Here is a 14930-nt window from a genome sequence, read left to right on the forward strand (position 1 = left end):
GAAGTCGACGTCGACAGCGAAGCGATCGAACTATTCGCCGACGAGAGCCCCGTCGACGTGGACGACGAAAGCGACGTAACCGAACTGTTTGCCGAACTGAGGCCGGTGGACAGCGAATTGATGCTGGTCGAAGTCGACGTCGACAGCGAAGCGATCGAGCTATTCGCCGACGAGAGCCCCGTCGACGTGGACGACGAAAGCGACGTGACCGAGCTGTTAGTCGAGCTGAGGCCGGTGGACAGCGAGTTGATACCAGTCGAAGTCGACGTCGACAGCGAAGCGATCGAGCTGTTAGCCGACGAGAGACCCGTCGACGTGGAAGACGACAGCGACGTAACCGAACTGTTTGCCGAGCTGAGGCCGGTGGACAGCGAGTTGATACCAGTCGAAGTCGACGTCGACAGCGAAGCGATGGAGCTATTTGCCGACGACAGACCCGTCGACGTGGACGACGAAAGCGACGTAACCGAGCTGTTTGCCGACGAGAGGCCCGTCGACGTGGAAGACGACAGCGACGTAACCGAACTGTTTGCCGAGCTGAGGCCGGTGGACAGCGAGTTGATGCCGGTCGAAGTCGACGTCGACAGCGAAGCGATCGAACTATTCGCCGACGAGAGCCCCGTCGACGTGGACGACGAAAGCGACGTGACCGAGCTGTTAGTCGAGCTGAGGCCGGTGGACAGCGAGTTGATGCTGGTCGAAGTCGACGTCGACAGCGAAGTGATCGAGCTATTCGCCGACGAGAGACCCGTCGACGTGGAAGACGAAAGCGACGTAACCGAGCTGTTTGCCGAGCTCAGGCCGGTGGACAGCGAATTGATGCCGGTCGAAGTCGAGGTCGACAGCGAAGCGATCGAGCTATTAGCCGACGAGAGGCCCGTCGACGTGGAGGACGACAGGCTCGTGATGCTCGACGTCGTCGTGCTTGCCACTGCGAAGAGCTGGCTGCCGTTGATCGCATCCGTGCTGGTCGCGCTGACGAGGCCCGCGGCGACGTTCTGGATGCGGCGTTCCGCGTTCGGCTGACCGACGCTGACGATGCCGCCCGTAGGCGTCCCGGCCTGATACGTGCCGAACGTCTGGCCGCCGATCGTGGTGCTATTGACGGCGGTGGTGCCGCCGGACGTCGTCGTCAGTGCACTGTTCGTGATGGAACTGCTGCCGAGTGCGATCGAGTTTGCGACGTTCGCGGTCGAACCGACGCCGATGGCGATGGCGTTCGACGCCGAAGCATTGGCATTTTGCGCGAACGCGACCGAACCGGCACCCGACGCAGTCGAGTTCGAACCGAAGGCCGTTGCGTAGGAGTTCGACGCCACGGCTGCCGCACCGACGGCGACCGCGCCGGCGCTGCCGCTGGCCGTCGAGCCGTTACCGAGCGCGAGTGCGTCCGTGCCGCTCGCGATCGAGGTGGCGGCAAAGCTGCCGACGTTACCGAGCGCGATCGCGCCGGTGCCGTTCGCGGTGGCCGCATTACCGATGGCGACCGCGCCGTTGGTGCCCGTCGCCGAGGCCGAGCTGCCGATCGCGACGGAGCTGTTGATCGCCGTGCTGTTGTTGCCGAGCGCCACGGCGCCCGTGCCGTTCGCCGAGTTGTTGTTGCCGAGCGCGATGGCGCCGGAGCCGTTCGACGTGTCGTTCGCGCCGATTGCCAGCGCGCCCGTGCCGGTCGCGCTGTTTGGATCGCCGATTGCAACGGCGCCGTCGCCGTTTGCGCTCTGGCCTCGGCCGATTGCCACTGCACCGCCGGCAGCGGTGGCGCTGTTTGCGGTAGTGCCGGACGAACCGATCGCCACGTTCCGGCCCGTTGCGCCGGAGACGACGCCGTCGCCCTGCGCGATGCCGTACGCACCGTTGACGGTTGCGCCGCGGCCGACTGCAATGCCCGACGTGGCGGCCGACGCGACGGATGACTGCCCGCCGATCGCGATACCGTCCGCCGCGGCCGATTGGGCGCCCTTTGTTGCGTTGCTGCCGATGGCGATTGCGCCTGCGCCCGAAGCGATGGTCGAGTTCGCCTGCGACAGCGGCGTCGTTCCGTTGCCGCCCGCGCCGCCGATCGCGACGGAGTTCAGCGCGTTCGCAGTCGAGCCGAAGCCGAGTGCGGTCGCGCCGGCACCGCTGGCGGTGGTTTCGAGGCCGGCCGCGACGCCCCAGAGGCCGGCCGAGCTGAGGAAGCCCATCGCGGTGCCGCCCTTGCCGGTGACTTGCGAGTAGGTGCCGTAGACCGTTGCTGCGAGATTGCCGTTGCCGGATGCGTTACAGCCGGTCACGGTCGACCACGTGCCCGAACCGTCGGTGGGATACGCGTTGGTGTCGCCCATTGTCGTGCGCCCGGCGGCCGTGTTGCCGCTGCTGGACGTACAGCTTGATACCGTGAACTGCCCGAATCCGTTCACTGTTCCGGGAATGTAAGTCGACGCGCTTGCAAGCGACGGCAGGCTGATCGCCAGAGCCGCGACTGCTGCCACCACGACGGCCGACTTGTTCGGCTTGCCCCGTGCCGAATCGATTTCCGATGCTGCAACCCAGGCGCCGAGCGCTTCGTTCCAGATCGAGCGGTATGTGCGGTTCATGTCCTGCTACCTCCAAATGTGCACGCCACACACCGGTCTCTTTTGTTAGAGGATTGCTCCGTGCGTTCGCGCGAATCTCAAAATTGATGGGCGGAGTTTATTGGAGGTGGATTTTGTAGATTGACAAACAGTGATAAATGAAGTGTTTTTAAAGTTAAAGAATGGTTAATACATCACGTTTTGACGTGGTGCGGAGAAACGAATGTCAAAGATATGAGGATGGGCCGGGCAGGGTTCGTGTTACTGTTGGAGTGGCGACAATTGTCCATATGAATCAATGGCTTATGATGGTTGTGTGCGATAGGCAACACGATCGATCCACCTAAAAGTAAGACGAAACGGAGCGCAAACGTTTGCGCACCATCGAATACTTTCATGTTTGTAATGTTTGAGGGTGGAGCCGTGGATAATGTTATTGATATTTTATTAACTTATTAATATTTTGGGTTTGTGTTGAATTTGTGTTTGCATTTACTGGTTATCTGGTAATTGAATTTGTCTGATGTCGGGTGCATTGGTTTGTGCGGATCTGCGCATTTCGCGCGGCGCCGGAGCCCGAGGGACGGGCGTTGCGGGCTGCCCGGGCCGTGGAAGTTGTAAAAAAGTGCTACAGACACGCAGACGAAACAATTCGCGTCAATTTATCGGTTTTGTCCTATTGACGATCGCGTTGGCGTCGGTGTTAAGGCGGAATCGGCGCGCGTGCCGGAAGTCGAGCGGGCGCGCACGCGGTGGGTGTTCCGCGCGGCGTCGACAGGCCGTCGAAGATCGAGCGTTGGCGGGAGCGGCGGTGTCTGAAATGTCAGATCCGGCGTGCGGCAATGTGTCTGCCGTGCCGCTGGCGCTCGATGTGTCGAGGAAAAAGAGGGGAGGAAGCGAATGTATCGGACGCGCCACACTCGAACCACGGGCGGGGGCCGATCCGGGCGCTTGCCGCATGATCCGCGGCAAGCGCCCGACTTCACTTCTTCAGAAACCGCAGCGCGAGCCGCGCCATCCGCGGCACGAACATCGGGCGCAGCAGGCGTTTGTCGTAACCGGCCATCCGCCGGTCGTTCTCCACGAGACACAGCTCGATCAGTTCGCGCGGGTTCAGCGCATCGCCGATATCGGCGGTGCCGGTCGCCGGAAAATTCGCGTCACGCGCGGCGCCGTCGGCATCGATGCCGCGCGCGATATTCATGCGGTCACGAATCAGTTGCACCCACACGGCCGCGACGCGTGCGAAGAACCACGGCCGGCGCCACCACGGCATCGTGCGCCAGTACCATGCGTACCAGTTCACGAAGAACAGGATGTGGCGGCCTTCTTCCTGGATCACGGGCTCGAAGGTCTCGACGAGCTCGGGCGGGAAATAGCCGGAGCGCTGCGCGGAGCGGAACAGGCCGAATGCGAAAAAGCTGTCGATGCATTCGCTGAAGCCCGTCATCATCCACGACCATTCGGGATCGGCGGGCGCCGGATAGGCCGGCTCGGGCGCGAGCCGGATACCGTACGCCTCGACGAGCTTCGACAGTACGACCTTGTGGCGGGCTTCCTCGCCGCCGTCCATCTCGAGCGCGCGGCGCAACAGCGGATCGTCGACCGTCGCGGCGTAGGTCGCGACGCGAATCGACGCGCGGCCTTCCGTTTGCACCGCGATGTCCCAGATCGGCAGCGACGTGAGCCGCCTGAGTTCGGCCGGCTGGAGCGCCGGCCAGTCGATTACCGCCGGCTTGTACGGATTGTGTGTGTCGAGCAGCATCCGACAGAACATCTGCTTGTGCGCATCGGAACCGATCCGGACCGGACCCTGCCTCTCGAAGGTCCAGTTGCGCATCGCGTGATCTGCGGCTGCATGCTCTTCCTGCAGCGTGTCGGTCATGGCTATTGTTATGCGATTACGGATCGAAAGATTCTGGCACAGCTTCCGTCATCGCGTATTTTCGGGGGCCATGTGCAACGCGGGCCTCGCGCGGGTCACGCGTTCGTGTCGACCCAGAGGCGGCCCCAGCGCGATGCGTACGCGAGGGCGTGCTCTTCCTCGAAGAAGAAATCGATGGCGTCGAACGACACGGAGCGCGGCGACGGCCCGCCGCTCGCGCGTTCGATCGTCAGGTTGGCGGCGAACAGCCCGTTCGGCAACCGGGCGGCAGCGGGAGCGACTTCATAGCCCTTGTAGCGGATCGTACGGTTCATGGCGTGCGCATAAAAAGTTCGGACTTTCAGCGTACGAAAACCTGCCGGCCGCGTGAACCAATCTTTCGGCCAATGCAAATCATGCGGTGGGCTGAATCGTTATCGGGGCGGTGCGCGGGAACGATGTGTTCGAGCGGCGAGACGGACGCGCCCGGCACATCGCCGTGCGTCGGAAGACGCGCCGCGCACCTGCGTCGAACCGTGTCGACCGAAGGGGCGCGGCGGAATGCGGAGCTTACTGGTTGGCGACCTTCAGCACGGGCGCGAGCGCATCGACCGAGGCGGCATGCGAGGCCGCACGATGCGACGCGAACGCGAGCGCGAATTCGGCGGCTTGCGCGCCGACCGTCTCGAGTTGCGCGACGACCTTCGGATCCGAGCAGCTATCGGCGCTTTCGAAGCGCGTTTCCAGCGTGTTGACGGTTGCGCCGAACGGTGTCGGCCAGCCGCGCAGTGCGTGGACGATCGAGCGCAGCGACGTCAGCACGGTGCCGGCCGCCTGCCAGCCGTACGCGGTGACGATCAGGCCGACCGCGCGGCCGTCGAGATACGGGCGGCTGTCCGCGCGCAGTTCCTCGAGCGTGTCGAGCGCGTTCTTCACGAGGCCGGACACGCCGCCGTGATAGCCGGGCGTCGCGATGATGATCGCGTCGGCCTCGCGCACGGCGTCGATCAGCTCGCGTTGCGCGTCGGTCAGCGTTTTGTGTTCGGGTGCGTAGTGCGGCAGCGTATGCAGGAACGGGCCGTCGAACAGGCGCGTGCGCGCGCCGGCGGCTTGCGCGCCGCGCAGCGCGAACGACAGTGCGCGTTCGGTGGACGATGCGGCCCGGGTGGTCCCGCCGATGCCGACGACGAACGGGCGGCGGTGTTGATCGAATGCAGTCAAGGGGCGCTCCTGGGAGTGGCTTGCCCGGCTAAGCACAGGCTTAAAACCAGATGGTAACGACCCCGCCGCCACTCTGAAAACGACTTTTCGTTCTATCGATATGCCGCGCGGCGGGGCAATCGTGTGCGCGGCCGCGCAGATCGATAGCAGAAATGCTTGGTTGGGACGGTGCGCCGCGGTCGATAAGATGGGCTCGTCTCCTCCATGATGTCTCTACTGACATGGGTTGGCCCCGCCGCGCGGATGCTGGCGGGGCTTTTTTTCGTCCTCGGCCGGAAAACGGGGCGCGATGTGCGGCGATGCGCCTGTTTCGTCCGTTACTCGAACACCGGCCGGAAGAAGCTGCGCTCGTAGCTGACGATGCACCGTGTTTCCTCCGCGTAGCGGAATGCGGCCTGGCAGGCCGGATCGTCCTTCGAGCGTTCGCGGTAGCGCGCGTAGTCGGCGAGGCTCGGGAACGAGAACATCGCGAGCGCGATGTTGTTCGCGCCTTCGGACGGCAGGAAGTAGCCATGATGCGTGCCGCCGAACTGCTCGACGAGCGGAATCCACATCTTCCCGTAGGTTTCGAATTCGACGAGTTTGTACGGATCGACGACGTAGCGAAGGAAGCAGGTGATCATGGGCGCTCGCGATGCGGTGACGGAGCAGCGAGTCTGGAGCGTGGGGCGGTACGTGTCAACGCGCGTGCGCGCCGGGCGTCGATTTCATCGCTTGGTGCGTTGCTTGCGCGAGCAACGATCGGCGCTTCGATGCGTTCGCGCATGACGTCCGAACAGCTTCGAAACGCACCGTACTCGCCGTCTCCACCAGCCGCGTTACCCCGGATTTTTACGACATTTTTTCTTGCGACGGCGACCGGCGCGCTCCTAGACTGCGGGCATCTTCACCACGGAGCATGGCCATGTCGATACCCTGGAACGCGATCGCCGAACGCACCCCTGCCGCGCCGCCTTCCGCGTGCGCTGATCGGGTGATCGTCCGGCGTTTCGATCCGGCAATCGACAGCTATGCGCAACTCACGCCGATGCTGCATCGTGCGTTCGCGCGGCTCGGTGCGATGGGGCTCAACTGCACGTGCGTCGATCAGGACGAAGACGTCACGCGCCGTCGCGCGGAAGCGGGCGAGTGTTATGTCGCCGTATGCGGCGGGCGTGTCGTCGGCACGGCCACGCTGTATGCGACCGATCCGTCGTCGGCCTGCTCGCTGTATCGGCGCGAAGGCGTCGCGAGCGTGCGCCAGGTGGCGGTGGACCCGACTTGCCAGAGTCGCGGGATCGGCGCGTTGCTGCTGTCGTTCGCCGAGCAGTGGGCCGCGTTGCGCGGCTATGCGTTGCTCGCGCTGGATACGCCGCATCCGGCTTCGCACCTGCTGGCGTTCTACGGCGCGCAGGGCTTCGAGGTGGTTGACGTGATGCGCTTTGCCGGCAAGCGCTACGACAGCGCGATCCTGTGCAAGCGGCCCGTTGCACGTGCCGCGCGGCGCGTGTCGCCGGCGTCGCGGCTGGCGGCGCGTGTGGCGGCCGTGCGGTGGATCATGCATGCGTGGGCGCCGCGCGTCGTCGCGATGGGCCGGCGCGAGTCGGGCCTGCGTCGCGGCGGAGGTTTCGCGGCGCGCCGCGCGGCCGGGGCGGCCAGTTGCCGGTCGTCGCCGTGGCGACCGCGTCAGCACGGCCGCTTCGTGGCCAGAGAGCGGCGGGCGGGTTCCGATTCGCGCCGCTGACGCGTCGCATCGCCTTCACGTAAAGACGGGCGCGGGCACTCGATGAATCGGTGCGACCGCGCATGGCGATGGCCCAAGGAACCGGCCGGCGCGTCAAGCGGCTCGCAAATGCGTGTGGACGTCACTCGTCGCGGCTGCGCGTGTCGCCGCCGCCTTTCGCGACGCGCCACGCGATCGCGCCGAGCACGCCGACCGCAACGATCAGCGCGCCCCACAGCACGTAGCGACGCCCGGCGTCCGCATCGGCGGCTGCCGCCGGCGCGACCGCCGACACGGGTAGCGCCGCGCCGACGCGGGCCGGCCGTATTTCGGGCGCCATACCGACCAGCAGCGCGTCGCGGCTCACGGCCGACGACATGAGCGATGCATCGCCCACGCCGAGCGTAAATGGCGGCGTGCCGCGCGCGACGAAGATCAGCGCGGCCGGATGCCAGCCGATCGCGACCGCCGGCCGGCCGCCGCCGAGCCCGCCGTTGCGCATGTCGACGACGATCCGCCACGCGCGATCCGTATTCGCCGCGAACTCGAACGGTGGATTGCGCTGCTCGCCGCCCTTGCCCTGCAGCCGGAACAGCACCGCGGCCGCGACGTCGCGCCACGGCGCTTGCGCATCGGCGCGGCTTTGCAGCGTCGCGCGCGCGACGGTGTTCGGCTGCGGCAGGTCGATGCGCACGCGGTCGACCGGATACGCGCCGTCGGTGTCGAACAGATACTCGCCCGGCGCAGCGCCGGCGCGTATCCGCACGGCGTCGCGCCACTGGCGCGGCACGGACGCCGTGTCGGCGCCGCGTGCGTCGCGCGGATGCGTGTCGGCGTCGATCGACGCGATCGCCGGCGCGCCGTCGAGCCAGTCCAGCCGCAGGTAGCGCGGCGTCGCACCGTCGAGTGCGATGCGCTCCTGCACCAGCAGGTCGTTGCCGCGGCCGACTTTCAGCAACTGCGTGCTGCCGAGCGGCCGCCAGTTGCGCAGGTCGTCGCTGGCTTCGACGGACACGCGCCCCTGGTAGCTGTCGTCGTTCACGTGCACGAGCAGCGCATCGATGCTGCCGTCGGTATGCGACAGGTCGACGAGGTCTGCGCCGTGCCGAGTGCGCGAAGGGGGGGCGACGGCCGCGCGCAGCGCGCCGTCCGGGCCGACCGTCACGCCGAGCGGCGCGTTGCCGTTCTCGGCGCGCGCGGGCGGCAGCGGGAACCAGTGCACCGGCGCGCGCGACGGCGGCACGGCGGGCGCGGCCGGCGCGTCGAGCGAATACGGCACCGGCTCGCCCGCGCCGTTGAAGATCCGCACGTCGCCGAGATCGTCGCGCCGGCTCGCCGCATACACAGGCTGCGGCACGGTGAGCTGGTAATACGCGGCGCTGCCGTCTACGTCGAGCGCGAAGCGCTGCGTGACGCGCCCGGCGTTCGATGCGCCGTCGGCCGCCGCGAACGACGCGAGCAGGCTCAGCCCGAGCAGGGCGGCGAGTCGTTTCATGGCTGGCCGTCCTGTTGCGCGGCGGCCTTCGGCGGCAGCGGCGAGAAATAGCCGATCAACAGCAGCAGCACGCCGATGCCGATGAACGACACGATGCGCTCGATGCCGGTGACGTGCGACAGGTCGAACAGGAACAGCTTGACGACCGTCAGCGCGAGCAGCGCGGCGCCGACGAACCACAGCGGGCGCAGCCCGCGGCGCGTGGCCCAGATCGCGATCGCGAGCGCGCAGACCGTCCAGTACACGGACACCGATGCCTGCACGAGCGTCGATTCGGCCATCGCGCCGAATGCGTACGGCACGCCGGCCCAGTGATGCAGCGTGCGCAGCAGGATCGCGTTCAGCCACAGGAAGCCGGTCGCGCCGGCCGCACTGAGCAGCTCGACGCGATACGCGCCGAACGACCAGCCGAGCTTGCGCGCGCGCACGAACCACGACGCGGCGAGCGCATAGACGACCGCGAGCACGAGATCGAGCGGGTTGAACAGCGGCACGCGCGCCCAGCTTCCGCCGTCCTGCGTGAAGTTCGCGTAGAAGGTCCACGCCCACATCACGACGATCAGCGGCAGCGACGCGAGCGCGCAGAGGCGGGCGATGCCGTCGCGGCGCGTGAGCCACATCCCGGCGAATGCGAACAGGCTCCAGCCGACCATGAACACCTGCTGGATGCCGAACGACGACAGCACGGTGTCGACGTCGTAGCCGAAGTGGAAGCGGTGATGCAGCGTGCGCAGCATCAGCGCGTTGAACCACAGGAACACGGTCGCGATCGCGAGATAGTCGACGACGCGCGGATGCCACGCGATGCCGAGCGTCTTGAGGCGACGCAGCCACGCGGCGAAGGCGACGAACACGAGACCTTGCGCGATGTCGAGCGGATTGAGCAGCGGCAGCCAGAAGAGCGGCGCTGCGTCGCCGTCGCTGACCGTGCTGGCGAGGCTCCACAGCCACAGCAGCGCGGCGAGCGGCGCCGCACCCCACACCTGGTATGCGCGCGGGAACGCCGCGACCGGCCAGCGCAGCCGGGAGCCGGCGCCCGACACGAGCAGGAGCAGCGTGCCGAAGCCGTACGCCCATGCGCTCCAGCTCCATGCGCCTTCCGGGACGAACGCGTGCAGGCGCCAGAAACCTTCGAGCGACAGCAGCCCGCACACGGTCCAGAACGTCAGCGTATGCAGCGGCGCGAGGATGCGCGTTGCAACGGACGGCGTCGCGCCGTTCGCGGCAGCGGCGCCGGTCGTGCCGCGCGACTGGCGCCACAGCAGCCCAAGCCCCGCGCCGACGGCCACCGGCCACGCGAACGCGCCCATGCCCGACAGTGGCGCTTCGTGCGCATCGAACGCGCGCAGCGCGAGCAGCGCCAGCACCGGCGTGAGCGCGAGTGCGGGCCATTCGGCGAGCGGCCACGCGAGCCGGCGGCGTGCGACGTGCGCGAGCCACGCGGTACCGGCCGCGAACAGCGCGGTCGTATCGACGACGAAGCGATCGGCATGCAGATCGACGTGACGGCTCGCATGGACGAGGATCTCGTGCAGCCCGCCGCTGACCCACCACAGCAGCCCCCACGCGACAGCCGCGACGCCGATCTCGGGCATCCACGCGTGCCATGCGCGCGCTTCGCCGCGCCCGTGCAGCCACCAGCCGGTGAACAGGCCGGCGAGCGCGATCAGCAGCATCGCGATGGTCGGGCCGTTGAGCACGGGCAGCGCGGTCGCGTCGGCCGGACTCAGCAGGCTCGTGAAGAACGCACCGGCCGCGGCGACCTGCATCAGCAGCCCGAAGCCGAACGCGAGCAGGCGTTTCTGGCGCACGCCGAGCCATACGACGGCCGCGCCTTCGATGGCCCACGCGGCGCTGGTCGTCGGTCCCGAGAACGCGAGCGGCACCGCGAGCGTCGCGAAGATGACCGCGAGCGCGAGCATCGATTCGAACAGCAGCCCGAGGCGGTCGCGGCGCCGCGCGAGCCATGCGGCGATCGCGACGTAGAACGCCGACAGCGCGACCGCACTCCACGCGAGCGCGAACGGCATGCCTTTCACGAGCGCCGCCTGCAGCGCGGTCGCGACGATCGGCGTGCCGAACACGAGCGTGCCGTCCACGTAGTGTCGCAGCGCGAGTTCGCGTTTCACCGCATACAGCAGCGCGATGCCGACGTACATCAGGAAGAACAGGATCAGGAACGGCTCGGTGCTCGCGAACAGCGCGGGGCGATAGGCGGTCACGCCCCACGCGGAGCCGATCGTGAACGTGAACACGAAGCCGAGCAGGTTCAGCGGGCGCCAGGCCTTGAACCACGCGATCGCGAAGATGCCCGCGTTCAGCAGTGCGTAATAGCTGAACAGCGCGACGTGGTTGCCCTGGCCGGTCGACAGCAGGATCGGCGCGAGAAAGCCGCCCGCACTGCCCATGAACGCGAGCGGCAGCGCGTTCTGCCGCACCGCGAGGAACGCGCTCAGCGCGCAGACCGCGACCATCAGCGGGAACGCGGCGCCGATGGGCAGTAGTGCGTAAAGCTTGGTCGCGGCGAAGATGGTCAGGTACAGGATGCCGACGCCGCCGCCTTGCAGCACGAGGCCGTAGGCGGCGCGGCGCGGCCGCACGCGCCAGCCGATCGCGAGCAGCGCGGCCGCGGCGAGCGCCGTGCCCGCGAGGCGGAATTCGATCGGCAGCATCGCGTTGTCGGCCGCGTACTTGAGCAGGAACGCGACGCCGAAGAACAGCACGATGATCCCGACACGCACGACCGTGTTGCCGCCGAGCAGCCAGTCGCGCGCGGCGCCGAACGCGCGGTCGGCGAGGCCGGGTTCGCGCGGCGCGGGCGGTTGCGGTGGGGCAGGGCGGATCGGGGTGGCTTGTGCGGTGGCTGCGGCGTGAGCGTTAGCGTGAGCGGACGCAGCCGAGGTGCGTGCTGCGGTGGCCGGTGCGGGCGGTGTCGCGGGCGTCGTCGTCGAAATGGATGCCGGTGTGTCGGCGCGCACGGCGACAGGTTGTTGCGCGGGCGGTGTCGGGAAGTGCCCCGGCAGCGGCGCGGACGCAGCGTCGGCCGAAGCCGTTTGCGCGATGCCGCCGGAGGTCGCCCCACCGGCCTTCGCGCCCGCCAGTTGAGCGCGCAGCGCGTCGAGTTCGCGTGTGAGTGTGTCGACGGTTGCTTCGAGGCGCGCGACACGATCGGCGAGCGGTAACGGAGTAGGCGACGTCGTCGCGGCGATCGCGAATGCGTCGGGTGCGGCGCGCGGCTTCTGCAGCTTGCGTTGCCGCAGCGCGTGTCCAAGCCAGAACCCGCCGGCGGCCCCCAGCAGCGAGCCGCTCGCGGCAGAGAAATCCCCGATCAACGCGGCGATGCCGCCCACGATGAAGCCGATTACGGCGAATGCCCAGTTCAACGCCTTGCTCCCTCTCACTATCGTTATCGTCCTTCGATCGCGGATCACACCGGATCGAGGCAGTTTCGGCACGGCCGGCAGGCGAACCGGCATGCGCGCGCCGTGCGGCCGGGCCCTCGTGCGCAAGGCCCGCGGCAACGTCGCGATCGGCGTGTTTGCGGGAATGTATCACAGCGCGCATGCTCCTATTTCCGGGGTTGGCGCGGTATCGCGGCGTGCGCCGTCCGGTGTCGCCATCCGGCTTTTTGCACGGTCATGCTTTTTACTGACGCATGCGGTGGTCGCTTTCGTCTGAATAGATCGACGCCGGAACGGACGTCAACTTGTCGCAAAGCGACGCGTGCCCGATACGGTCTGGCGCAAAACCTCATGCGCCATCCGCCGCGCTGCTGCGCACAAGTCCGGCGGGGGATGCCCGTCATTGCTGGCCGTGCGCGTATTGCGCCGCCGCAATCGGCGGCGCGGCCCGCCGGGCGGGGCTGGCGGGTGTGTCGTATTTGCGCAAGCGTTTGTCGTAATTCGTCGGCAGGCCGGGGTTTTTTCTGGCAACTATGTAGGCACGCTATGACAAGCGCGAGTCCCCGCTACACGAGGAGAAGGTTTCGATGGATGCCCCCAAGGTTGTGGTCGAAGGTCTGTGCAAGGTATTTGGAAGTAACCCGCAGCAGGCGCTCGACATGCTCGCCGCCGGCGCGACGAAGGACGATGTGCTCAAGCGCACCGGCCAGGTCGTCGGCGTGCACAACGTCTCCTTCGATGTGCAGGAAGGCGAAATTTTCGTGCTGATGGGCCTGTCCGGCTCCGGCAAGTCCACGCTGATCCGCCTCGTGAACCGGCTGGTCGATCCGAGCGCCGGCAAGGTGCTGATCGACGGGCTCGACGTCGCGTCGGCGCGCCGCTCGGCGCTGACCGCGCTGCGCCGCAAGGACATGAGCATGGTGTTCCAGTCGTTCGCGCTGATGCCGCATCGCACCGTCGTGTCGAATGCCGCGTTCGGGCTCGAAGTGGGCGGCATGGGCAAGAAGGAGCGCGAGCGCCGGGCGATGGAAGTGCTCGAGCAAGTGGGTCTCGCGCCGTTCTCGCACAAGCTGCCGTCCGAGCTGTCGGGCGGCATGCAGCAGCGCGTCGGCCTCGCCCGCGCGCTGGCCGTGAACCCGTCGCTGATGATCATGGACGAGGCGTTCTCCGCGCTCGATCCGCTCAAGCGCCGCGAAATGCAGGACGTGCTGCTGCAACTGCAGAAGGAGCAGCGCCGCACGATCATGTTCGTGTCGCACGATCTCGAGGAAGCGCTGCGCATCGGCAACCGCATCGCGATCATGGAAGGCGGCCGCCTCGTGCAGGTCGGCACGCCGCAGGACATCATCGCGAACCCGGCCGACGATTACGTGCGCGCGTTCTTCGACGGCATCGACACGAGCCGCTATCTGACGGCGGGCGACCTGATGCAGACGGGCGCCGTGCCGACCATGTCGAAGTGCGATGCCGCGAACGTCGCCGCTTCGCTGAACGGCAGCGCCGACTACGCGTTCGTACTCGATGCCGCACGCAAGATTCGCGGCTTCGTCACGCGCGAGGCGCTCGGTCAGGACACGCCGTCCGTGCGGCCGATCGAAAGCATCCGGCGCGATGCGTCGCTCGAACATGTCGTCGCGCGCGTGGTCGCGAGCCCGAATGCACTGCCTGTCGTCGACGACGACGGCTGCTACTGCGGCTCGGTCGATCGCGCGCTCATCCTGAAGGCCATCACGCGTTCGCGAGGTTCCCATGTCTGAAATGATTCCGCTCGGTACCTGGGTCGACCAGTCCGTTCACTACCTGCTCGACCACGACGCGAAGACGTTCGACGCGATCGGTCAAGCGATCGAGGGGCTCGCGGCATTCGTCGAGCATGGCCTGCAGGCGATCCCGATGTGGCTGATGATGGCGATCTTCATCGGCGTCGGGCTGTGGCGGGTGGGCTGGCGCTTCGCGCTGTTCACCACCGCATCGCTGCTGCTGATCTTCGCGACCGGCTTCTGGGACCAGACGGTCATCACGCTCGGCCTCACGCTGTCGTCGACGATCATCAGCCTCGTGCTCGGCATCCCGCTCGGCATCTGGGCCGCGAAGAGCAAGTGGGTCGCCGCGATCGTTCGCCCGATCCTCGACCTGATGCAGACGATGCCGGCCTTCGTCTACCTGATTCCGGCCGCGATGCTGTTCGGTCTCGGCCGCGTGCCGGGGATCCTGTCGACGGTGATCTTCGCGATGCCGCCCGCGGTGCGTCTCACGAGCCTCGGCATCCGCCACGTGAACCGCGAGATCGTCGAAGCCGGCCAGGCGTTCGGCTGCACGCCGTGGCAACTGCTGTACAAGGTGCAGTTCCCGAACGCGCTGCCGTCGATCATGCAGGGCGTGAACCAGACGATCATGATGGCGCTGTCGATGGTGATCATCGCGTCGATGGTCGGCGCCGGCGGCCTCGGCAACGACGTGCTCGCGAGTATCCAGCGTCTCGACATCGGCCTCGGCTTCGAAAGCGGCCTGTCGGTCGTGCTGCTCGCGATCATTCTCGACCGCATCACCGAGAGCTTCGGCCGCGCGCCGGGCACCGTGAAGGCGCCGCTGTTCTCGGGCCTCAAGCAGCTCTTTCGCGTGAAGGCTTCGCCCGCGCAGGCCTGATCTTCGGCGGCCGGACCACGCTCCTGCCGCTCACCCTGAATGGATA

10 protein-coding genes and 1 pseudogene are annotated in these 14930 nt (G+C 67.2%); 4 read left to right on the forward strand and 7 right to left on the reverse strand.

Annotation, left to right across the window (positions count from 1 at the left end):
* The 5 genes from J8I33_RS34645 to J8I33_RS29050 form a co-directional block, all read right to left on the reverse strand.
* Window positions 1–2576: ESPR-type extended signal peptide-containing protein (locus J8I33_RS34645; protein WP_280920988.1), on the reverse strand; the 2576-nt coding region annotated here is incomplete at its 3' end.
* 961 nt (window positions 2577–3537) lie between these two features.
* Window positions 3538–4440 carry a hypothetical protein gene (locus J8I33_RS29035; RefSeq protein ID WP_050012211.1) on the reverse strand — a complete coding sequence of 301 codons (903 nt, stop codon included), beginning with the start codon at window positions 4438–4440 and terminating at the stop codon, window positions 3538–3540.
* A gap of 95 nt (window positions 4441–4535) precedes the next feature.
* The gene (locus J8I33_RS29040) at window positions 4536–4754 is read right to left on the reverse strand and encodes a hypothetical protein (RefSeq protein WP_006480563.1); all 219 of its coding nucleotides are present in this window, start codon (window positions 4752–4754) and stop codon (window positions 4536–4538) included.
* A gap of 235 nt (window positions 4755–4989) precedes the next feature.
* The gene (locus J8I33_RS29045) at window positions 4990–5640 is read right to left on the reverse strand and encodes an NAD(P)H-dependent oxidoreductase (protein WP_050012212.1); all 651 of its coding nucleotides are present in this window, start codon (window positions 5638–5640) and stop codon (window positions 4990–4992) included.
* Between the two features lie 317 nt (window positions 5641–5957).
* The gene (locus J8I33_RS29050; protein ID WP_050012213.1) at window positions 5958–6263 is read right to left on the reverse strand and encodes an NIPSNAP family protein; all 306 of its coding nucleotides are present in this window, start codon (window positions 6261–6263) and stop codon (window positions 5958–5960) included.
* 281 nt (window positions 6264–6544) lie between these two features.
* On the opposite strand from J8I33_RS29050, the gene J8I33_RS29055 reads away from it, so the two are divergent.
* Complete coding sequence (locus tag J8I33_RS29055; protein ID WP_209939581.1) at window positions 6545–7363, forward strand: GNAT family N-acetyltransferase; 819 nt, start codon at window positions 6545–6547, stop codon at window positions 7361–7363.
* A 121-nt stretch (window positions 7364–7484) separates the two neighbouring features.
* On the opposite strand, the gene J8I33_RS29060 is transcribed toward J8I33_RS29055, so the two are convergent.
* Together J8I33_RS29060 and J8I33_RS29065 are read right to left on the reverse strand one after the other, a co-directional pair.
* Window positions 7485–8837 (reverse strand): DUF3999 domain-containing protein, encoded by a 1353-nt coding sequence (locus J8I33_RS29060; protein ID WP_209939582.1) that lies wholly within the window; start codon window positions 8835–8837, stop codon window positions 7485–7487.
* Window positions 8834–12220 carry a DUF2339 domain-containing protein gene (locus J8I33_RS29065; protein WP_209939583.1) on the reverse strand — a complete coding sequence of 1129 codons (3387 nt, stop codon included), beginning with the start codon at window positions 12218–12220 and terminating at the stop codon, window positions 8834–8836. The genes J8I33_RS29060 and J8I33_RS29065 overlap by 4 nt, the downstream gene beginning before the upstream one ends.
* Between J8I33_RS29065 and J8I33_RS34650 the strand changes: the two genes are divergently transcribed.
* The 3 genes and pseudogenes from J8I33_RS34650 (at window position 12189) to choW (ending at window position 14884) form a co-directional block, all read left to right on the forward strand.
* Window positions 12189–12515 carry a hypothetical protein gene (locus J8I33_RS34650; protein WP_245172548.1) on the forward strand — a complete coding sequence of 109 codons (327 nt, stop codon included), beginning with the start codon at window positions 12189–12191 and terminating at the stop codon, window positions 12513–12515. The two genes, J8I33_RS29065 and J8I33_RS34650, sit on opposite strands and share 32 nt — an antisense overlap.
* 188 nt (window positions 12516–12703) lie before the next feature.
* Window positions 12704–13995, forward strand: a pseudogene (locus J8I33_RS29075) (glycine betaine/L-proline ABC transporter ATP-binding protein); the annotation flags it as partial.
* A complete protein-coding gene (gene choW, locus J8I33_RS29080) occupies window positions 13988–14884 on the forward strand; it encodes a choline ABC transporter permease subunit (RefSeq protein WP_021163994.1) in 897 nt (298 codons plus the stop codon). The pseudogene J8I33_RS29075 and the gene choW, both read left to right, overlap by 8 nt.
* The last annotated feature ends 46 nt before the right edge of the window (window positions 14885–14930 follow it).

Source organism: Burkholderia sp. AcTa6-5 (genome assembly GCF_017815075.1).
Classification (GTDB): Bacteria; Pseudomonadota; Gammaproteobacteria; order Burkholderiales; family Burkholderiaceae; genus Burkholderia; species Burkholderia sola.